General features: G+C 62.8%; 20 protein-coding genes. 9 read left to right on the top strand and 11 right to left on the bottom strand.

Features of this window, described 5'->3' with window-relative positions:
• Positions 1–9 precede the first annotated feature (9 nt).
• Positions 10–1302 carry a UDP-glucose 6-dehydrogenase AglM gene (aglM, locus tag GJR96_RS12740; RefSeq protein WP_151163265.1) on the bottom strand — a complete coding sequence of 431 codons (1293 nt, stop codon included), beginning with the start codon at positions 1300–1302 and terminating at the stop codon, positions 10–12.
• A 112-nt stretch (positions 1303–1414) separates the two neighbouring features.
• Between aglM and GJR96_RS12735 the strand changes: the two genes are divergently transcribed.
• Entirely contained in the window at positions 1415–2383 is a 969-nt protein-coding gene (locus GJR96_RS12735; protein WP_151164043.1) for a DUF368 domain-containing protein, read from the top strand.
• A gap of 44 nt (positions 2384–2427) precedes the next feature.
• On the opposite strand, the gene GJR96_RS12730 is transcribed toward GJR96_RS12735, so the two are convergent.
• Positions 2428–2583, bottom strand: coding sequence for a rubrerythrin-like domain-containing protein (locus GJR96_RS12730; protein ID WP_151163264.1), 156 nt, complete (start codon positions 2581–2583; stop codon positions 2428–2430).
• Between the two features lie 147 nt (positions 2584–2730).
• Complete coding sequence (locus GJR96_RS12725; RefSeq protein WP_151163263.1) at positions 2731–3285, bottom strand: class I SAM-dependent methyltransferase; 555 nt, start codon at positions 3283–3285, stop codon at positions 2731–2733.
• 129 nt (positions 3286–3414) lie between these two features.
• On the opposite strand from GJR96_RS12725, the gene GJR96_RS12720 reads away from it, so the two are divergent.
• The gene (locus tag GJR96_RS12720) at positions 3415–3603 is read left to right on the top strand and encodes an HEWD family protein (RefSeq protein WP_058570585.1); all 189 of its coding nucleotides are present in this window, start codon (positions 3415–3417) and stop codon (positions 3601–3603) included.
• A 25-nt stretch (positions 3604–3628) separates the two neighbouring features.
• Entirely contained in the window at positions 3629–3931 is a 303-nt protein-coding gene (gene cutA, locus GJR96_RS12715) for a divalent-cation tolerance protein CutA (RefSeq protein ID WP_151163262.1), read from the top strand.
• A gap of 40 nt (positions 3932–3971) precedes the next feature.
• On the opposite strand, the gene GJR96_RS12710 is transcribed toward cutA, so the two are convergent.
• Together GJR96_RS12710 and GJR96_RS12705 are read right to left on the bottom strand one after the other, a co-directional pair.
• Positions 3972–4643 (bottom strand): phosphoglycolate phosphatase, encoded by a 672-nt coding sequence (locus GJR96_RS12710; RefSeq protein WP_151163261.1) that lies wholly within the window; start codon positions 4641–4643, stop codon positions 3972–3974.
• Between the two features lie 30 nt (positions 4644–4673).
• A complete protein-coding gene (locus GJR96_RS12705; RefSeq protein ID WP_151163260.1) occupies positions 4674–5840 on the bottom strand; it encodes a Cdc6/Cdc18 family protein in 1167 nt (388 codons plus the stop codon).
• Positions 5841–6197: 357 nt separating this feature from the next.
• Here GJR96_RS12705 and glpA point away from each other — a divergent pair, with 357 nt between their 5' ends.
• The 6 genes from glpA (at position 6198) to ptsH1 (ending at position 13738) form a co-directional block, all read left to right on the top strand.
• Positions 6198–7979, top strand: coding sequence for an anaerobic glycerol-3-phosphate dehydrogenase subunit GlpA (glpA, locus tag GJR96_RS12700; protein WP_151163259.1), 1782 nt, complete (start codon positions 6198–6200; stop codon positions 7977–7979).
• Positions 7966–9234 carry a glycerol-3-phosphate dehydrogenase subunit GlpB gene (gene glpB / locus GJR96_RS12695; RefSeq protein ID WP_151164041.1) on the top strand — a complete coding sequence of 423 codons (1269 nt, stop codon included), beginning with the start codon at positions 7966–7968 and terminating at the stop codon, positions 9232–9234. Before glpA ends, glpB begins: the two co-directional genes overlap by 14 nt.
• A complete protein-coding gene (locus GJR96_RS12690; protein ID WP_151163258.1) occupies positions 9231–10541 on the top strand; it encodes an anaerobic glycerol-3-phosphate dehydrogenase subunit C in 1311 nt (436 codons plus the stop codon). The genes glpB and GJR96_RS12690 overlap by 4 nt, the downstream gene beginning before the upstream one ends.
• Before the next feature lie 265 nt (positions 10542–10806).
• Positions 10807–12345: a glycerol kinase GlpK gene (glpK, locus tag GJR96_RS12685; RefSeq protein ID WP_151163257.1), complete on the top strand. Its 1539-nt coding sequence runs from the start codon at positions 10807–10809 to the stop codon at positions 12343–12345.
• Positions 12346–12356: 11 nt separating this feature from the next.
• Entirely contained in the window at positions 12357–13373 is a 1017-nt protein-coding gene (locus GJR96_RS12680) for a hypothetical protein (protein ID WP_151163256.1), read from the top strand.
• Positions 13374–13462: 89 nt separating this feature from the next.
• A complete protein-coding gene (ptsH1, locus tag GJR96_RS12675; RefSeq protein WP_151163255.1) occupies positions 13463–13738 on the top strand; it encodes a phosphocarrier protein HPr in 276 nt (91 codons plus the stop codon).
• An 18-nt stretch (positions 13739–13756) separates the two neighbouring features.
• On the opposite strand, the gene dhaM is transcribed toward ptsH1, so the two are convergent.
• From dhaM to GJR96_RS12645, 6 genes are all read right to left on the bottom strand, one after another.
• Positions 13757–14143, bottom strand: coding sequence for a dihydroxyacetone kinase phosphoryl donor subunit DhaM (dhaM, locus tag GJR96_RS12670; protein ID WP_151163254.1), 387 nt, complete (start codon positions 14141–14143; stop codon positions 13757–13759).
• Complete coding sequence (gene dhaL / locus GJR96_RS12665) at positions 14140–14838, bottom strand: dihydroxyacetone kinase subunit DhaL (RefSeq protein ID WP_151163253.1); 699 nt, start codon at positions 14836–14838, stop codon at positions 14140–14142. Before dhaL ends, dhaM begins: the two co-directional genes overlap by 4 nt.
• Before the next feature lie 118 nt (positions 14839–14956).
• Positions 14957–15958 carry a dihydroxyacetone kinase subunit DhaK gene (dhaK, locus tag GJR96_RS12660; RefSeq protein ID WP_151163252.1) on the bottom strand — a complete coding sequence of 334 codons (1002 nt, stop codon included), beginning with the start codon at positions 15956–15958 and terminating at the stop codon, positions 14957–14959.
• 105 nt (positions 15959–16063) lie between these two features.
• Positions 16064–19195 (bottom strand): isoleucine--tRNA ligase, encoded by a 3132-nt coding sequence (gene ileS, locus GJR96_RS12655; RefSeq protein ID WP_151163251.1) that lies wholly within the window; start codon positions 19193–19195, stop codon positions 16064–16066.
• A 440-nt stretch (positions 19196–19635) separates the two neighbouring features.
• On the bottom strand, positions 19636–20226 hold the full coding sequence (locus GJR96_RS12650) for a hypothetical protein (protein ID WP_151163250.1): 591 nt from the start codon (positions 20224–20226) through the stop codon (positions 19636–19638).
• A gap of 30 nt (positions 20227–20256) precedes the next feature.
• Positions 20257–20562 (bottom strand): hypothetical protein, encoded by a 306-nt coding sequence (locus GJR96_RS12645; protein WP_151163249.1) that lies wholly within the window; start codon positions 20560–20562, stop codon positions 20257–20259.
• Between the last annotated feature and the right edge of the window lie 20 nt (positions 20563–20582).

Raw genomic sequence — 20582 nt, 5'->3', positions numbered from 1 at the left:
TAATTGCTCTCAGACGAGCGATTCGTAGTCGAGTCCGTCACGCCGGGTCACGATACGGCGACCGTCGATGACGACTCGCTCGCGCATCTCGTCGAACTGTGCGTCGAGTGCGGCGAACTCGTCCCAGTCGGTCGCGACGAGTGCGGCATCGGCATCGACGAGTGCGTCTGCGGCAGACGTGGCGTAGTCGATATTCGGGAAGTGCGCACGCATATTCTCGGTCGCGACGGGGTCGTAGCCGACGACGTCGGCACCCGCGTCGAGGAGGTGGTCGATGAGGAGAATCGCACGTGAATTTCGAACGTCGTCGGTGCCGGGCTTGAACGAGAGGCCGAGGACGGCGACACGCTTTCCCTCCGGGTCGAATCGGTCTTCGAGGAGTTCGAGCATCCGCTTCGGTTGCTCGTCGTTGACGTCGACGGCGGCTTGCAGAAGGCGTGGTTCGTAGCCCCGTGCACGAGCGGCGGCGATAATCGCGGCCGTGTCTTTTGGGAAGCACGACCCACCCCATCCGAGACCTGCACCGAGGAACGCCGACCCGATGCGAGCGTCGAGACCGATTGCATCGAGAACCTCCTCGGAGTCGACACCGAACTCTTTGCAGATGTTCGCGAGGTCGTTCGCGAGGCTAATCTTCGACGCGAGGAAGGCGTTGTTCGCGTACTTTATCATCTCTGCTTCGCTGATTCCGGTCTTGACGACCGGCGGGTCGCCCGCGCGTTCGACAAGCGAGGCGAATATCTCGTCTAACTGCTCGTACGCGCGTTCGCTCTGTGCACCGAGGACGATTTTGTCGGGGGAGAGGAAGTCCTCGACAGCGGTCCCTTCGCGGAGGAATTCGGGGTTCATCGCGATATCGAACTCCTCGCCGACAGTCTTCCCCGATGCCTCCTCGATTCGTGGTCCGATGACTTCCACCGTCGTCGTCGGAACGACCGTACTCTTGGTGACGACGAGGTGTGCGTCGTCTTTCTGCGCGAGTGTCTCACCGAGCGACGACGCCGCCGCTTTCATCGCGCTTAGGTCGATACTTCCGTCGTCGTTCGAGGGAGTCGGGAGGGCGAGGAACGTCGCGTCCGTGTCGAGAACCGCGTCGTAGTCTGTCGTCGCCCTGAGTCGGTCGCCGGCGTGTGTCTCGACGAGTTCGTCGAGGCCGGGTTCGTGAATCGGGGCCTGGCCGGCGTTCAGCGAGTCGACGATGGCGTCGTCGATATCGACGTTGACCACGTCGTGGCCGAGGTCAGCGAAACACGCGGCAATCGTCGTGCCGACGTACCCACTGCCGATGATGCTGAGTTCCATTATCCAACACGTCTTCGCCCGACGGTTTGATTCTTTCCGCGTCGCGCCTTCGAAGACACACGAAGTCGAACGGTGGACTGATATGGGTCCCAAAGAAGAATCGCACAACCAAATGTCGACGCACACAGACGAGCGTCCGGCCCTCCTCTCGTGGCTCGTCCTCTACCTGAAGGGTGTCTGCATGGGTGCAGCAGACGCGGTCCCCGGGGTATCCGGTGGGACCATCGCTCTCGTCACAGGCATCTACGAACGACTCATCAGTGCGGTGACTGCCATCACACCCGAGCGAATTCGTCGGGTACTGACCGGAATCTCGCCGAAGCACCGGAACGACGCGGTAACGGCCTTACGCGAAATCGACGTGGGGTTCCTCATCGTCCTCGGAGCGGGAATCGCCACCGCCATCATCACCGTCACCCGCGTCCTCACCGTCGCAATCGACCAACAACCAGTGCCGACGTTCGGATTCTTCTTCGGTCTCATCGCCGCGTCCGCCGTCGTCTTGTACGCGCAGGTCTCACTCGACTCGCCTCGACAACTCGTCGCAGCAGCCGCGGGATTCACCGTCGCGTTCGTCGCGTCGGGAACCGTCGGGAGTGCACTCGGGAACTCACTCCCGGTGACCGTCGTCACAGGGGCAATCGCGGTGAGTGCGATGATTCTCCCCGGCATCTCGGGGTCGCTCCTCTTGTTGCTTCTCGGCCAGTACGAGTACATGACCACGGCTCTCAGCCAATTCGTCGACACGCTCATCGACGTGGCGAGAGGTGGTCCAGTGTCGGCGCTCGTCGAACCCGGAACCATCGTCGTCGCCTTCATCGCCGGTGCACTCGTCGGACTATTCACCATCGCCCATATCGTCCGGTGGGCGCTCGAACACTATCGCCGTGAGACGCTCGCGTTTCTCGTGAGTCTCATCGCCGGTGCACTCCGCGCACCCGTCGTCAAGACGAGTGAGAAACTCGCGGAGTTGGGCCAGACGTGGTCTGTCGAACTGTTCGGCATCTTCGCGCTCGCAGCGCTCGGCGGTGCGATACTCGTTCTTCTGGTCGACCGCTACACGATGGTTATCGAGCCCTGAGGACGCCGCTGGTTACAGTAGCCAGCCCAAAAAACGGAGACTGATTATTCGCGGGCGACGGCGATGTTCCGTACCGACCCGCCACAACTGGGACACGAACCGAGATGTGCGTCGCTGACCGTTCGCGACCCACAGGAGCGGCACTCGAAGTACCCTTCGGTGGCACGATAGTTGTCGATGGTCGAGTTGTGTACTGTCATGCTAATTCGTAGCACACTGCCCGATATAACGTTTGTCCTGAAATCCACTAGATTGTTCTAGGAAACTAGTACGATTGGCGTTAGAACTCCTCTGAAACCAATCTGTAACGAACAATCGTGAATAGTATGTTACTTTCCGCTCGTGTCTCAGCGCCGAGCGACACAGACGAACGTCTCGCGTCGCGACTCGCCGTGTGTGACGGTGAACCCGACGGATTCGAAGGCGTCGATGGCGTCTGCGAGGCCGAATCGTTCGTCTGTCGGCGGTCCGGCCTGTCCCTCACCAGTCGTGGACCAATCGACCACGACAACGACTCCGCCTGGACGGACGACGCGCGCGAGTTCTGCCATCGCGTCGTCGGTAGCGAACTCGTGGTAGGTCATCGTCGAGAACGCGCCGTCGAGGTAGTCGTCGTCGAAGGGGAGCGACGCCACGTCGGCGGTGACGAACGTGACGTTCTCGGGTGCGCCTTTCTCCCGGTAGAAGTCGTGCATCTCCTCTTGTACGTCGACTGCGTGGAGTTCGTCGACGTAGGGGGCCACGTCGTCGGTGAAGAACCCGGTGCCACTCCCCAGGTCGGCGACCACGTCTTCAGAACCGGGGCCGAGGAACGAGAGGAGTTCCTCCCGAGAGACGTAGCGGTACCTCGCGGGGTCGTCGAGTTTCGCCGCCGCGTCGGCGTCGAAGGTGTGAAAGCCCATAGACGGACTCGGGTCGGTGAGAGGTAAGTACCATCGGTTTGTGTACGGTCGTTCGACTTGCGTACAATAACGGCCGCGAAACTGCCGTCGGCGATGGGCTTTTGCATACTGACACGCACTCTCTCACGTATGGAACCCCACCTTCGACGGCCGACCCGACGCGCCTGTGAGCGCTGTGGTCGAGTAGAACGCTGGGACGACGACGTGGCGACGTGGCGCATCGCGTCGGAAGACGGCGAGAAGCAGGTCGGAAGCCCCTACTGCATCCACGAGTGGGACATCAACGGCCGCTTCGCACCGTTCGAAGAAGCGGTCTGAGCGTCCGACGTACCCGTTCGATTTCATGCCAACCGTCTACGTTACAGCACCGCCTGCTGCGGCGGACGACCTCGCTCGAGCGCTCGTCGAAGAACGTCTCGCCGCCTGTGTGAACCGCCTCACCTGTCGCTCTACCTACCGATGGGAGGGCGAGGTCCACGACGGCGACGAGGTCATCCTCCTCGCGAAGACGACCGACGAACGATACGAAGAGTTCGTCTCACGAGTCGTCGAACTCCACCCCTACGACGTCCCCTGCATCGAGCGGTTCGACGAATCTCACGTCCTAGAAGCGTACGCGACGTGGGTCGAAGACGAAGTGCGATAGGAGACGCCGGGGCGGGATAGCCGACCCGACGGCCGACAGATTACGAGTTCTGCAACGATTCGAGCACCGAGAACGTGCCGTCCATGTACGACTGTTCGAGAACCTCGTCCGCCGCGTCTTTCGCTACCTCGTCCGCGTTGGCGACGGCGTAGGACTGACCGACGACACGGAACGTCGACGCGTCGTTCTCGCTGTCACCGATTGCAACGAAGTCCGCCGGGTCGTAGTCCATCGTCTCGCAGACGTGTTCGAGACCGATTCCTTTCTCGATGCCGCGCGACTTGACGTGGTAGGCGAATCCCGTGTCGATGACCTCTAGGTCGAACGCTGCGGCGACTTCCCGGAGGAGTGCCTCGTCCGCGTCGAGACTGACGGCAATCTCCGTCTCGCGCCAGCGGTTGACGGTGTCGGCGGCGTCCCAGCCGAGCGTGCCACCCCGTGAGACGAACTCGTCGGCGACGGCCTGGGCGGCCTCTCTGTCGCCTGCGAACGTCACCTCGCCATCGACGAGGACGACGCCGCCGTTTTCGGCGATGACCGTCTGCGGGAGTCCGAGGTAGTGACACAGCGAGACGGGGTAGGGGAACGCCTTGCCCGTCGCGAGGACGACAGGGGCGTCCCACGACGGCAGCACCTCGAAGACGCGCGGGTCGAGTCGGCCCTGCGCGTCGGTGAGCGTCCCATCGATATCGAGTACCAGCGGCGGAATCATAGGGGCGCTTCGTGCACCGGGGAAAAAGAATCAGCGGTCCGTGTCGTTCAGGCCGCGAAACGCCAGCGTAGAGAAGTTCGGGATGGGGCGCGTGGCCGGGCGGCCCGGGCCGTCGGCCGATTCGGCCACCGGAACCCGGCGGACGAGTCCGAGGTCAGAGAGTTCGTAGAGGACGCGTCTGATGGTCGTCGCCGACAGCGAGACAGACGGTGCCGCCGCGATGCTCTCGGTCGCAGCGGTCACGGAGGATTTGTCGGCGTCGTCGAGGGCGACGAACGTCTGCAGGACCTGTCTTCGACTCTCAGAGAGCGCGAACACGCGGCCCAACGAACACCCGTCCTCCGGGACTGCGTCGATGCCGGCGGTGACGAGGTCCGTGTCGAGCGTCTCAGCACCGTCTGCCGCCGCGAGTCTCGCCGCCCCGTACAGTGCCGACAGTGCGTCGTGGGCGTCGCCGTCGGCCCACGCTGCCACTTCGCTCGTCGCCTCGTGGGTGAGTGCGTTCCGTGCGATACCGTCGGAGGCGCGTTCGACGAGGATGTCGACGAGGTTGTGTCGCTCGTACGCCTGAACTTCGACCGTTTCGACGCCGTCGCCGACGCCGTCGACCGGGTCGCGGCCGATTGTGAGCACCGAGAAGTGGGGCGATACGTCGTCGAGCAAGTCGATTGCAGTCTGCGCCGAGTACGTCTCCGGTTCGCCGACGTGGTCGACAGCGACGACTGCTCGCTCGTCGTGCGAGACGCGGTCGGACAGACGACTCCGCAGCGACTCGATACCGACGCCTTGCGACGGAACCCGTTCTTCCGAGAGGGCGTCGAGTGTCGCGTGGAGAAGTGCAAATTCGGTCGAGGCTGTCCGTGCATCGACGTACGCGAACGAGGTAGCCGGTGTTCCGGCCGTTCGCGTCGTCGTGTAGATGACCGACTGCTGGGAGGGTATCGCACGCGCAAGTTGCTCGAAGAGTGCGGTCACGACGGCCGACTTTCCGACGCCCTTCGGGCCGTAGATGTGCGCGTGCGGCGGCAACGACCCGTCGAAGACGGGGTCCAGAACGTCGAGGATTCGCTCGAGTGTTGGCCCACGACCCGTCGGTTCGTCCGGGTGGGCAGTCGGGTCCAGGGCACTCAAGTCGCGGACGACCCGACGCGTCCGTCCACGTCGGCGCCGTCGTGTGATTCGGTCTTCGAGTCGCATGAGGTGAAACGTCTCGACCCGACGGTAGCCGGTGCAAGTGTAAAAATTGACCCACTGTCGCCAGATGGCGTGTCAGGTGTGAACATGAGTCACAAATATTGCCGCCCGAGGGGCCGCTACCGGGACGTTCAGCAGGGGTCACCCCCGATACGAGAAGTATCGAGCGTAACTAATTCGAACGATGATTTTGAATTGTCTTTGTCGTTTTACATCAAGCCAGAATCGGTGTGCTCCGGTATTCGAGGGGATATCGAACCAATCGTATCAGCAAATAGTGATTTTGACGTTGAGACGAACGTCGGAGTCGACGAGTGAAGGTAAAATAAAGTGCAGGCGGTCCTACTTCACGAAAGACGAATGAACAAATCGCCGAGCGTCCTCGTCATTGGCGGGGGGTCGACCGGAACAGGCATCGCGCGAGACCTCGCGATGCGTGGACTGGACGTCACCCTCGTCGAGAAGGGGAACCTCACACACGGGACGACGGGGCGGATGCACGGCCTGCTCCACAGTGGCGGTCGGTACGCGGTGTCCGACCAGCCATCTGCGAGGGAGTGCATCGTAGAAAACCGCGTCCTCCGACGAATCGCGGGACACTGTGTCGAGATGACGGGCGGACTGTTCGTCCAGCGCCCGGAAGACTCCGACGAGTACTTCGAGAAGAAGTTGGAAGGGTGCCGCGAGTGCGGTATCCCCGCCGAAGTTCTCTCGGCCGAAGAGGCCCGCGAGGTAGAACCGTACCTTGCCAAAGATATCAAACGGGCTATCAAAGTTCCCGACGGCGCTATCGACCCGTTCCGACTCTGTGTCGCGAACGCCGCGAGCGCCGTCGAACACGGTGCCCGTATCGAGACGCACTCCGAGGTCACAGACGTCCTCGTCGAAGACGGCGAAGTCGTCGGCGTCGAAGTGACCCACCAGACCGGGAGTGGCCCGTACGTCCACGGTGAACCCGGGACAGTCGAAGAGATATACGCCGACTACGTCGTCAACGCGACGGGCGCGTGGGCGGGACAAGTCGGTGACCTCGCCGGCGTCGACGTCGAAGTCAGACCGTCGAAGGGCGTCATGACCATCATGAACACCCGGCAGGTCGACACCGTCGTCAACCGTTGTCGGCCGAAGGGTGACGCCGACATCATCGTCCCGCACGAGACGACGTGTATTCTCGGTACGACCGACGAAGAGGTCGAAGACCCAGAAGACTACCCCGAAGAGGGGTGGGAAGTCGACCTGATGATAGACACCCTCTCGGAACTCGTCCCGATGCTGAAGGAAGCGCGGACGATTCGGTCGTTCTGGGGTGTCCGTCCACTCTACGAACCGCCGGGAACGGGGACGGAAGACCCGACAGATATCACACGCGAGTTCTTCCTCCTCGACCACGAGTCGCGCGACGACTTACCCGGCATGACCAGCATCGTCGGCGGGAAACTCACGACCTACCGGATGATGGCCGAGAAGATTTCGGACCACGTCTGCGAGAAACTCGGCGTCGACTCCGAGTGTCGCACCGCCGACGTCCCGCTCCCGGGGAGCGAGGATTTCTCCGTCCTCCGTGACTACATGGACGACTTCAATCTGCGCTCGCCCATCGGCCGCCGGTCGGTTCAGCGACTCGGGTCGCGCGCCGACGAGGTACTCACCAGCGTCGACCCCAACCCGGTCGTTTGTGAGTGTGAGGCCGTCACCCGCGCCGAGATTCGAGACTCGCTGGAAACAGCGGGGACGGACCTCAACTCGGTTCGCATCCAGACGCGCGCCTCGATGGGGAACTGTCAGGGCGCGATATGCTGTCACCGGATGGCGAACGAACTCGCCCCCGAGTACGACGAAGAGACCGTCCGCGCGTCGCTGGACGACCTCTATCAAGAACGCTGGAAGGGTGAACGCCACGCGATGTGGGGCGAACAACTCTCTCAGACGGCGCTCAAACACATGCTCCACGTCACGACGATGAACCGCGACGGAGACCCCGCGACGGTGGACAAAGACATCGACTTCGCGGCGTTCGACGACGGTTCCTCGGAGGGTGGAGACGCCGCAGGTGCGTCCTCAGACAGTGCCGTCGCCGATGGCGGCCAAAAGCGCCGTGCTGCCGACGACGAGCACGAAGGAGGTGCCGATGGCGATAACTGACGACGTTCTCGTCGTCGGTGGCGGTATCGCCGCCTGTACGGCCGCGCTCTCGGCCGCAGAGACCGGTGCGCGGGTTCGCCTACTGGCACACAAAAAGAGTACGCTCCGGCAGGCCAGTGGCCTCGTGGACGTGCTTGGGTACATCGGCGACGGAGGGCCGTCCGCCGACCCATTCGACGCACTCGACTCGCTCCCCGCGGACCACCCGTATCACGTCGTCGGCGAGGACGGCATCCGCGACGGCCTCAGAATCTTCGACGAGGCGGTCGGTGACACCTACCGGGGCGGGCACACCGACACGAACGCCCTCGTCGTGACGTACGGCGGCACCGTGAAACCGACCGCTCGCTACCCAGCGTCGGTCGCGACGGGCCTCGCAAGTTCGACAGGGGACATGCTCCTCGTCGGGTTCGAGGGGTTGACCGACTTCGACGCACCGGTCGCCGCCGACCACCTCACCGCTTCAGGCGTCCCCTTCGACGTGCGGGGCGTCACCGTCAGGTACCCCAAGTCGTTCCGCTCGGACGCGAAGGTCACGCGCTTCGCAAAAGCACTCGACAGAGACGAATCCGTGTCCGGTGGAACCGTCCGGTCCGTATTGGCCGACACCGTCGCCGCCGAGATGGACGGTCAGACCCGTGTCGGGTTCCCGGCGATTCTCGGCGACGACCACGACGAGGAAGTCCGCGACGAACTCGCCGACAGACTCGGTGTGCCAGTCTTCGAGGTCCCGACGGGACCGCCGAGTCTCCTCGGCCTCAAACTCGAAGACATGCTGTTCGACGCCCTCGACGACGCGGGCGTTCGCATCTCGTCGGGGAATCCGGCGGTCGATTTCGAGGCGAACGACGGCCGTATCGACACGGTGTTGGTCGACCAGAAGAGTCGCCTGACTCCGTACGAGGCCGACCAAATCGTCCTCGCGACGGGCGGACTCGTCGGGAAGGGACTCGACTCCGACCGCGAACAGGTCACTGAACCCGTCTTCGGGTGCCACGTCCCGCACCCCGAGGACCGCTACGAGTGGTCCGACCCCGAAGCGTTCGGCGACCACGCGTTCGCCCGGTTCGGCGTCGTCCCCGACGACGAACTGCGACCGACCGGCGAAGACGGCGAACCACACTTCGAAAACCTGCGTGCGGCGGGCGGTGTCGTCGGCGGCGCCGACGTGGCGCGAGAGAAGTCCGCGAGTGGCGTCTCGCTGGCGACGGGTGCCGTCGCCGGGCGACTCGCAGGCGAGGAGGCTACCCAATGAGCGACGCAGAATCACCGACGAACCCGACACTCACCCCGGATGCACAGACAGACGACTTCGAAGCAGTCGACGTGTTTGCAGAGAGCACCGACATGGACCTCCGTCCCGGCGCGGACAACTGTTACAAGTGCACCGCCTGCGACGTGTCCTGTCCGGTCGCCGAAGTCGACGACGAGTTCCCCGGGCCGAAGTTCCAGGGGCCAGAACAGTGGCGTCTGAAGCGCAAAGACGACGCTGCCGTCGACGACTCCATCATGTCGTGTTCGAACTGCATGCGCTGTGACGACGCCTGCCCGTCGGGTGTCCCGCTCAGCCAGATGCACAACACGGCCCGCGGCGAGTACGTCGACGAGGAAATGGACAAACTCTCGCGTGAGTACGTCCGCAACCGCATCCTCGCGAACTACGGGACGCTCGCCCAACTGGGTAGCATGTTCCCCCGCCTGACGAACGCCGTCATGGGGAATTCGGTCGTCCAACAGATAAACGAGAAAGTCCTCGGCATCACCGCCGAACGCGACTTCCCCGAGTTCGCCACACAGACGTTCCGTGAGTGGTGGAACGAACGCGGTGGTCCACAGGTCCGCTCCGAAGAAAAGCGGGTCGCCTACTTCCACGGGTGTTACTCTAACTACAACACCCCCGAAGTCGGGAAGGCGATGGTGCGCATCTTCGAGTCGTTCGGCTACGAAGTCGTCGTCCCCAAGCAACGCTGTTCGGGGACGCCGATGTTCGCAAACGGGATGCTAGACGACGCGAAACGCGCCGCCGGCATCAACGTCGAGAACTTCTCCGGTCTCATTCCGGAGGGGTACGACATCATCGCGTCGTGTACCTCCTGTTCGATGTCGCTCCGACAGGAGTACCCCGAACTGTTCGACATCAACGGTATCGAAGACCTCTCTGCACACACGTACGAGGCGCTCGAATACCTCCGCATCCACGAGGACCTCGAAAGTGAGATTCGTGAGGCGTCGGTGTCCGACCAGTCGTTCGCCTACCACGCCCCGTGTCACGGCCGGAATCAAGGCCTCGACCGGCAAGCAGTCGAACTCTTCCGCGAACTCGACGGTGTGAACATCGAAGACGTCGGCGACTCTTGCTCCGGCATCTCCGGCACCTACGGGTGGAAAGAAGAGAAGTACGACAAGTCGATGCAAATCGGCTCGGACATGTTCGACCACATGGAGCACGCCGAGGGGAACGTCGGTATGACGGAGTGTCCGACCTGTTCGATGCAGATGGAACACGGCACTGGGTACGACATCAAACACCCACTCCAACTCCTCGAAGAAGCGCTGGTCTGAGTCGACGCTCGTCGCACCACTATCTGGTGGTGCGATTACACGTTTTTCGTGTGTTCTTCTATGCGCACCGTTGACACACGTATGGAACAATTTACCAGCAGTAGTACGAAATGATTTGCGTTTTCTAGGAGGTTAGCCCCGCCAATCAGACGGAATCTATATCACCGGTAGTAACTCACGAGTAAAGAAACATTTATCATATTATTTGTACATGTTTGTAGTGGTTGGACTCTCAGCGGAGAGTTCGATTCGAGGTTGGTTAGCAATGTCAGGAGAAACGTATGTCGGTGCCATCGACCAGGGCACCACTGGTACGCGGTTCATGGTGTTCGACCACGACGGCAAAGTGGTCGCGAACGCCTACGAAAAGCACGAACAGATATACCCCGAACCCGGTTGGGTCGAACACGACGCCAACGAGATTTGGGAGAACACGAAGGAGGTAATTCAGGAGGCGCTGGACGACGCGCTTCTCGAACCGGAGCAACTCGAAGCAATCGGTATCACGAACCAGCGCGAGACGACAGTCGTCTGGGACCGTGAGACAGGACAACCGATTCACAACGCCATCGTCTGGCAAGACCGACGGACGACAGACCGAATCGAGACGCTCGAAGCAGACGGCAAGACCGACGACGTTCGCCACAAGACGGGTCTCGAACCCGACGCCTACTTCTCTGCGACGAAGGCAGAGTGGTTGCTCGACAACTCTGACCCAATCAAGCTTCAGCGCGCACGACCCGCAGACGTTCGCGAACGCGCCGAAGAGGGGGAACTCGCGTTCGGTACCATCGACACGTGGCTCATCTACAAACTCACGGGGAACCACATCACGGACGTCACGAACGCCTCCCGGACCATGTTGTTCAACATCCACGACATGGAGTGGGACGACGAACTCTTAGACGAGTTCAACGTTCCGAGAGAGATGGTTCCGGAAGTCCGCCCGTCGTCCGACGACGACCACTACGGGTCGACCGACGCGAGTGGGTTCCTCGGCGCCGAGATTCCCGTCGCGGGTGCGCTCGGTGACCAGCAGGCCGCGCTGTTCGGCCAGACCTGTTTCGACGCGGGTGACGCGAAGAACACCTACGGGACCGGTTCGTTCATGCTGATGAACACCGGCGAAGAGGCGGTCATGTCCGAACACGGCCTCCTCACAACCGTCGGCTTCCAGCGCTCCGGCGAACCTGTCCAGTACGCACTCGAAGGTTCCATCTTCATCACGGGTGCCGCAATCGAGTGGCTCGAAGACATGACCCTCATCGAGGACGCCGCGGAGTCCGAGAAACTCGCCCGCTCTGTCGACTCGACGGACGGCGTGTACTTCGTTCCTGCCTTCACCGGCCTTGGTGCCCCGCACTGGGACCAGCGCGCCCGTGGGACCATCGTCGGCATGACCCGCGGTACCCGCCGCGAGCACATCGTCCGCGCGACGCTCGAAGCAATCGCGTTCCAGACGCGTGACGTCGCCGAGGCAATGGAGTCCGACAGCGACATCGACCTCTCGACGCTCCGCGTCGACGGCGGTGCAGTCAAGAACAACTTCCTCTGCCAACTCCAGTCGAACATCCTCGACACGGAAATCGTCCGTCCCGAAGTCGACGAGACGACGGCGCTCGGTGCTGCGTACGCCGCCGGCCTCGCCGTCGGGTACTGGGAGACGATGGACGAACTCCGCAAGAACTGGCAGGTCGACCGAGAGTTCGCACCGTCGAACCCGCAGAACGTCGAACACCGCTACGGCCGTTGGAAAGAAGCAGTCGACCGGTCGCTCGACTGGGCGCGGGACACCGAGGAATGAGGTGAGCTTGCATGGCACTCAACGAACTCTGGGCCATCGAGATGATTATCGCCGCCTTCGCGGGTGGCGCGTTCGGGGCAGCAATCGGTGCGCTCCCGGTCTTCATCTTCACTGGCTTCGCGGTCATCGCAGGTGAGGTTGCATCCTACGTCGACGCCGACGCAGGTGCAATCACCGGTGCTGTCGCGTTCGGTGTTCCGTTCTCGCCTGCCATCAGTTTCGCCGGCGGTGCGGCCGCAACGGCCTACGCGGCCAATCGTGGCTACATCGACAGCGGATTCGACTACCACAAGGCCAAGGACATCGGCTTCGCACTCGGCTCCAAGCCCGACGTGCTCGCAGTCGGTGGTGTCTTCGGTATCATCGGCTACTGGCTGACCGTCCTCTCGGCGTCGTTCAGCATGCCGTACGACCACATCGCGATGGGTGTGACGCTCTCAGCGCTCCTCCACCGCGTCGCCTTCGGCTACGACATCGTCGGAAAAGTCCGCGGTGACGGTCTGTTCGACATGTCGCCCTTCGAACGCGGGCAGACCCGCGGCGGCGCAGTCGCAGACGGCGGTGAAGGTGCCCGCCTGAGCGTCGAACCGTGGCTTCCGAACATGTACAAGTGGCAAGAAGTGGCCGCTATCGGTGTCGTCGTCGGCATCTCGTCGGCGTACATCGCCCTCGTGACCGGGAGTCCGTTCCTCGCGTTCGGTATCTCGGCGGCGACACTGCTGTTCTTGAACCTCGGCGTCGAGCGTCTCCCGGTGACGCACCACATGGCGCTTCCCGGTTCGACGGCAGCGCTGGCGTGGACGTCCGGGGCCGCAGAACTCGGTGTCGTTGCACTCCTCATCGGGGGCTTCTTCGGCCTCATCTGCGCGCTCTTCGGTGAAGTGTTCCAGCGTATCTTCTACGCACACGGAGACACGCACTGGGACCCGCCGGCGGCAGCAATCGTCTTCGGGACGTTCCTCATCGCGATGCTCGCCATCGCCGGAATCTTCCCGAGTTCGTCGTGGGTCGCCACGCTCGGCCTCTAAGCAGCGACACGAACACACAGCCCCTTCGATTTTTTTGACACGGCTTCCGCAACCGTCAGCGATAACGCCTCGCAGTCGGAAGCAGAGGCATGGAACGAATCGTCTCTGTCGTCCCGAAAGACGGCCTCCACGCGCGCCCTGCCTCTCGTTTCGTCGAGACTGCCAACTCCTTCGACGCCGACGTACAACTGGGCCGCGCCGGCGACGACGAACTCGTCCCCGCGGCGAGTATGCTCGCGGTGACGGGACTAGGCGTCTCACACGGCGAAGAAGTGCGCCTCGTCGCCGACGGTGACGACGCAGAATCCGCACTCGACGCCCTCGAAGAAGTGCTCTCGACACCCGAATCGGGAGACGAAGAATAGCGTTCTCCCAGCGTCCGTTTAGTTCAGTTTTCGGTACTCACGCGCCTCTTCGGCGCGTTCGACGACAGACTGAAGCGTCGCCTTCTTACTGGTCGTCTCCACCGCGGCGTTGAGCGTGCCTTCGAGAATCGGCGCATCTGCGATGGCGGCGTTCACGTCCGTCGCCATCTCGATGGCGAGTTCCGTGTTCATCACTGCACTCCCGAGGTCCACGAGGACGACCACACCGTCACCGTCGTCAGCCTCCTCGATTGCCTCGCGGATGGTGTCCGGCGACGTGCCGATGCCGCCGTCTTCGCCCCCGGCAGGCACGATTCGAGCGTTCCCACCGCCCATCTGTGCGGCGACGTCCGCGATTCCCTCTGCCGCCTTCGCGCTGTGCGAGACGACGACGAGTCCAATCATTCGTCTCTCCGCACGGCGTCCGCCGCACGGGCGTCGCGTTCGACGTCACCGTCGAGGTACTCTTCGGCCGTCGCAAGCAGTTCTTCCATGATGAACAGCGTGCTCGTCGCACCGGGGTCTTGGTGGCCGACAGAGCGCCAATCGAGGAACGACGCGCGCCCCTTCAGCGCCTTGATGGGCGTGGTGAACTGGACACCGCGCTCGGCAGCATCGACCGCTTTCGCGAGGGCTTCCAGTGGCGGCAGGTCGTCCTGTTCGATAGATTTCTTGTAGGTGTGGACGGCGGGCACGAGTGCGTCGACCATCGTCTTCGACCCGACCTGTGCCCCACCACGGTCTTTCACCTTGTCCAGATACGCCTCGGCGAACGCAACGGACGTCTCGGCCGTGATACCGCCGTCGAGTTCCTGACTGGCGAACATTATCGACCCGCCGTAGAGCGGACCAGATGCTCCGCCGACGTTCGAGATGAGTGTCGTTCCGATGGTCTTCACGATGTCGTCGGGGTCCATGTCGGCGAACTCGTCGCGTTTCTCTGCCGCCTTCGAGAACCCACGTTGCATGTTCGACCCGTGGTCCGCGTCACCGATTGCAGAGTCGAGGTCGGTGAGGTACGATTTCTCCGCTGTGAGTCGCTCTGCGACATTGTCGAGGGCGGCTATCACCGCATCGCGCTGTGTGTCAACGTCGGCCATGGAGTCTCCTTCGGCCGCTTGTCGTTAATCCCTTGCCCCGATGAAACGTTCTGCCGCGAAAAATGAGTTCGTCGGTCGGTCGCGGCTGTCCGCAGTGGCGAGACGCGAGTCGCGAGGACTACTCCTCGGCGACGGTGAGCGCCGGCGTGTGTGCGGGTGCGCCGAGCAAGTCTTTCAGTTCGTCGTCCACGCGAAGGACAGAGACGGAACACCCCATCATGTCGAGCGAGGTCATGTAGTCGCCGACCCACGCGTCCCACGTCTCGATACCGCGGTCGCCGAGCATCGACTGGAGTTTGCGATTGACGATGTAGAGTTCCGACAGGGGCGTCCCTCCCATCCCGTTGACCATCGTGACGACTTCCTCACCCTCACCAACCTCCAGGTCGTCGAGGACGTTCTCGGTCAGGTGTTCGGTAATCTCGTCGGCACTCATGATGTCGGCACGTTCGGTCCCCGGTTCGCCGTGGATGCCGATGCCGAGTTCTATCTCGTCTTCACCGAGGTCGAAGGTCGGTTCGCCCTTATCAGGCGTTACGCAGGACGTGAGGGCCATCCCCATCGTTCGAACGTTGTCGATGACCTTCTCGGCGACGGCCTTGACCTCACCGAGGTCAGCGCCTTCGGCCGCTTTCGCGCCGGCGCACTTGTGGACGAAGATGGTCCCTGCGACACCGCGTCGACCCGATGTGTACAACGAGTCTTCGACCGCTACGTCGTCGTTGACGACGACTTGCTCGACGTCGACGTCTTCCATCCCCGCCATCTCTGCGGCGGTGTCGAAGTTCATCACGTCGCCTTCGTAGTTCTTGACGACACAGAGGACACCTTCGCCGGCATCGACTGCCTGAATCATGTCGTTCAGTTGGTCGGCCGTCGGCGAGGTGAACACTTCACCCGCGGCGGCACCGTCGAGCATCCCGTCACCGAGATACCCCGCGTGTGTCGGTTCGTGTCCGGACCCCCCACCCGAGACGACGGCCACCTTTCCGTCGACCGGCGCGTCGCCGCGTACGAGGACGTTCGTCCCGTCGAGTCGGCGCAGTTCTGGGTGCGCCACAACCATGCCATCGAGCATCTCGTCGACCACGTCACCGGGTTCGTTGATTAGTTTCTTCATGCCTCGTGTTACCACACGTGTGATTCGACCAAAAGTGTTGGTCAAACTGAAGGCTACGCGGGGATTGCACCGAAAAATCCGCTGTCGATTCGGGGAGGTGACGGCTCAGTCGAGTCGCGTGACCGCGATGGTCACAGACACGCCTTCGATGTCCCACTCTTCGACGGTGTCGCCCTCGGCCGTGCCGAGTTCGAACTCGCGGGCGCGAACCTCGTCGGCGACGAGGCCGGCGTTCTCTTCGACGAATCCGGCGACACGGTCGTCGTCGACGACGACGCCCACGTCGATTTCCTCTTCGACGTCGAGGTCGAGTTGTTTGCGCATCTCCTGGATGCGGCGGATGACGTCGCGGGAGTAGCCTTCTGACTCGATGTCGTCGGAGAGGGTCGTGTCGACGTAGACGGACCCACCTTCGAACTCGGCGCTGGCGACGTTCTCCGGTGGTTCGGCGCGGTACGAGACCATCTCGTCGGTGAGGTCGTACGTCTCGCCGTCCACCTCGACGCCCGCTTCGACGTCGGCGCGCGTGAGGCCTTCGACGGCCTCCATGATTTTCTGCGCGTCGGTACCGAACTCCGGTCCGATGACGCTCATCTGGGGTTCGGCCGTCTCGACGAGTTCGTCGAACACCTCGACGACTTCGACGGACCGCGTGTTCACGCGCTCCGAGAGGAGGTCCGAGAGTGCTTCGACGGCCTCGGCGACGCCTTCGTCGTTGGACTCGACCACGATGCGCGAGACGGGCCAGCGAAGTTTCCGGCCGCCGAGTTGGCGGGCGTGTGCCGCCGCCTCTTCCACGTCACGGAGAACGGCCATGTTAGCTTCGAGGTCCTCGTCGCGGAGGTCCTCGTCCACCTCGGGGTACGAGAGCATGTGGACGGTGGTCTCGCTACCGTCGAGTCGCTGGTACATCTGCTCTGCCATGTACGGCGTGTAGGGCGCGATGAGGCGGATGGCCTCTGCGAGCACCGTCGAGAGCGTCGCGTACGCACCGAGTTTGGAGTCGGACTCTTCTTCGTCCCACATCCGCTCGCGGATTGCCTTCACGTAGAAGCGCGAGACGTCCTGCGTGATGAAGTCCAGAAGCGTGTTGAGCGCGGTGTGGACCTCGTAGTCGTCCCACGCCTCGTGCATCTCGGCTTTGACGGTCTGGAGACGCGAGAGGACCCACTCGTCGACGACGGTGAGTTCACCCTCCGAGAGGTCCGCCTCGGCCGGGTCGTAGCCGTCGAGGTCCATGTACGGCAGCGGGAAGCGGAAGACGTTCCAGAAGATGTTGAGCGTCGACTGCGTGTCGGCGAGGCCGTCCCACTCGAACGAGAGGTCGACGCCCTGCTGGTCGTGCGAGAGGAGGTAGGCGCGAAGCGGGTCGCGGCCTGCACGCTCGATGGCCTCCTCGGGCGTGACGATGTTGCCGACGGACTTGGACATCTTGCGGCCGTCCTTGTCGTTGGCGAACCCGTGCATGATGACCTCCTTGTACGGAGACTGCCCCGTCGCGGCGGTTCCCATGCCGAGTTGCGACCAGAACCACCCGCGGGTCTGGTCGTGCGCTTCGATGATGAGGTCGGCGGGCCACAGTTCCTCGTAGGCCTCCGTCTCGCCGGGGAAGTCGAGCGTGCCCCACGTGGCGACCGAGGAGTCGATCCACACGTCGAACACGTCGGGAACGCGCTCGTAGGTCACGCCGTCTTCGGTGATGGTGAGGGGGTCGACCGACGGTCGGTGGAGGTCCACCGTCTCGGGGTCGATGTCCTGGTCGACGCGTTCGGCGAGTTCCTCGCGCGTGCCGATGACAATCATCTCTTCTGCGCCCTCGGCGTCGGGGTCCTGCGGCACCCAGATGGGGAGCGGGATACCCCAGTAGCGCTGGCGGGAGATGTTCCAGTCGGGCGCGTCGCTCACGAAGTCACGGAAGCGGTTGTCGCGCGCCCACTGTGGGTGCCACTCAGACTCCTCGATGTTGTCGAGAAGTTGGTCTTTGACGTCTGTGACTGTGATGAACCACTGGTCTGTGGCGAGGAAGATGATGTCCGTGTCACAGCGCCAACAGTGACCGTAGCGGTGGTCGTGTTCGCCGGCGTGGAGCAGGTTCCCACGCTCGTCTAAGTCCTCGATGACGGCAGGGTTGGCGTCGCGGACGAACGTGCCCGCGTAGTCGCCGCCTTGCTCGGTGAACTCTCCTTTGTCGTCTACGGGGACGAACACGTCGAGGCCGAGTTCCTGTCCGCGGGCGAAGTCCTCTTGACCGTGCCCGGGTGCGGAGTGGACGAGACCCGTGCGGTCCGCTTCGACGTAGTCGGCGGTGTAGACCTGTCCAGCACCCTCGAAGTCGGCGTACTCGCCGAGCACGTCCGCGAGGGGGTGGTCGTACTCCCAGCCGACCATCTCGTCGCCGGTGAGTTCGTCGAGGACTTCGTAGTCCTCGTAGCGGCCCTTCTTCAGGACGCCCTCGACGCACGGTTCGGCGAGGTAGAGCACTTCGCTCTCGCCGTCTTTCTCGGCGCGGACGGCCTGATAGGTCATCTCGCCGTCGACGGCGACGAAGGTGTTCGCCGGGATGGTCCACGGCGTCGTCGTCCAGATGACGAGGTTGCCCTCGCGTTCCTTCAGTGGGAACTTGACGTAGATGGACGGCGAGGTAATCTCGTCGTACTCGACTTCGTTCGCGGCGATGGCGGTCTGACAGCGCGGGCAGTAGTTGACACTGCGCTTGCCCTGCTCGACGAGTCCGTTGTCAGCGACGTTCGAGAACGCCCACCACGCGGCCTCCATGTACTCGGGGGACAGCGTCTCGTAGGGGTCGTCCCAGTCCATCCACGTCCCGATAGACTGGAAGTCCTCGTCCATGGCCTCGCGGTTGCGGACGGCGAACTCCTTACACTTCTGGATGAACGCCTCCATCCCGAACTCCTCGATGTCGCGCTTCGTGGTGAAGCCGAGTTCTTCTTCGACTTTGACCTCGATGGGGAGGCCGTGCATGTCGTATCCGGGCCGGTCGGTGACCTGATGCCCCGTCATGCGCTTGTGCCGGATGACTGCGTCCTTCAGCGTCTTGTTCCACGCCGTCCCGAGGTGCATCTGTCCGGACGTGTACGGCGGGCCGTCGACGAAGAAGAACGACGGGTCGTCGGCGTGTGCCTCCTTCGTCGCCTCGTACGCGTCGTTCTCGTCCCAGTACTCGCCGACGACGGACTCGACGTCCGCCGGCGTGTACTGGTCTGCGATGTCTTCCATACCCCGTCCTTCTCGTGGATATATATCAAAACGGCGGGTCTCGTCTGCGTCCGTCGGGCGTTCAGCCGTGTCACTCTCAGACATGGTCTTCCTCCGCGTTGGGCGCGGGATTCGTGTGTCTGGATGTGGGGTTCGTGTGTCGTCGATACTCCAATCGTGTGTCGTGCGTGTGTTGGTCCATGTGGTGTACGTGTCGCTCCAGACGATGTACTGCTGGCACTCAGCGGCGATTCAGCGAACGGTCAGGATGAGATGAATGCGAGGCTAGCGCCCCGCAATAATGGACGACTGGGCGACGACAGAGCGTTTCGACTGGTGACGCTCGAAGCGGCCAGTCGGAGACGTCTCGTCGCGTCGCATCGTATCCGAGAGAAGTGTCGCCTCGGCAATAACGCTTACTCCGGAGCGGACACCTCGGCGGTTCGAGTCCCAGAAGTTCCTCACTCTGACGGGGCACTACACTGCTTCGTCCACCCGCGAAGGAGGTATCGACCGTACGACTCTCCGGTGTCTTGGTCGCGGATAGCCAGCGTCACCTCCGAAGGCACACCACCGTTCTCGGCATCGAGTTTCGTGATTGCGGTACAGACCAGTTTCTGGGCGTCGTCGTCACCGCTGAAGTGAGTTTCAGACCGTCGAATCGATATCTCGGCCGTGTTCCATCCCGTCCATCGAACCGGGCCGCCGACGTTGTAGAAGGCCGCCTCGTCGCGCGGCATCCGGACCTCGAACAGAAGGACGAACGAGTTGCCTTCTGCCCACAGCAAGTCGTTCGAGAATTCTCCCTCCATCGCCCGTGCTGTCAGAACGTCTCGCTGGTCGTCCGGAGGGTCGGGAAACAGCCATCCCCGGACGTCGGTGTCGTCGGGGAACGAGCCACAGACGTACTGTTCGTCAGCGGCGTGGAGATTTGCGTACCCGTGGTCCTGATAGATGTGGCCGCTCACGGTGCGACGTGCGTCTGTGAGACAACCGGCGGTCGATGCGAAAGAGAGTGAAGCGACGCTGGCGAGGAGGGCGCGACGGCGCATGCCAGCCAATTCGGACAAGCCCCTGATAAATCAGTCCCACGTCACCCACAAGAGGACGGCGAGTGCCACCGCTTGGAGGACATGAATGCCCATCAGCACTTGCCACGCGATATCGGGCATCTCGGTGGCGAACCACACCGAGAGCGTCGGGTCGACGAGGTAGTAGTAGAGGGCAAAGAGGTTCTGTGCGAGCAGGAAGAACCCGAAGACGACCAATCCCAGTGCGTGCTTCGAGCGGAACGTGAGCAGGTTTCGACCCCAGATGAAGAGGAGGACGACGAGGAAGGCGGCGCTCATCCCGACGGAGAGGCGGGCGATATCGACCCAGATACTCATCGCCGCCGCTCCGCTCTGGC

Origin of the sequence: Haloferax litoreum, from assembly GCF_009674605.1 — an archaeon.
In the GTDB taxonomy this organism is placed as follows: Archaea; Halobacteriota; Halobacteria; order Halobacteriales; family Haloferacaceae; genus Haloferax; species Haloferax litoreum.
Note: the sequence above shows the minus strand (reverse complement) of the source record. Positions and strands in the feature narration are given on the sequence as shown.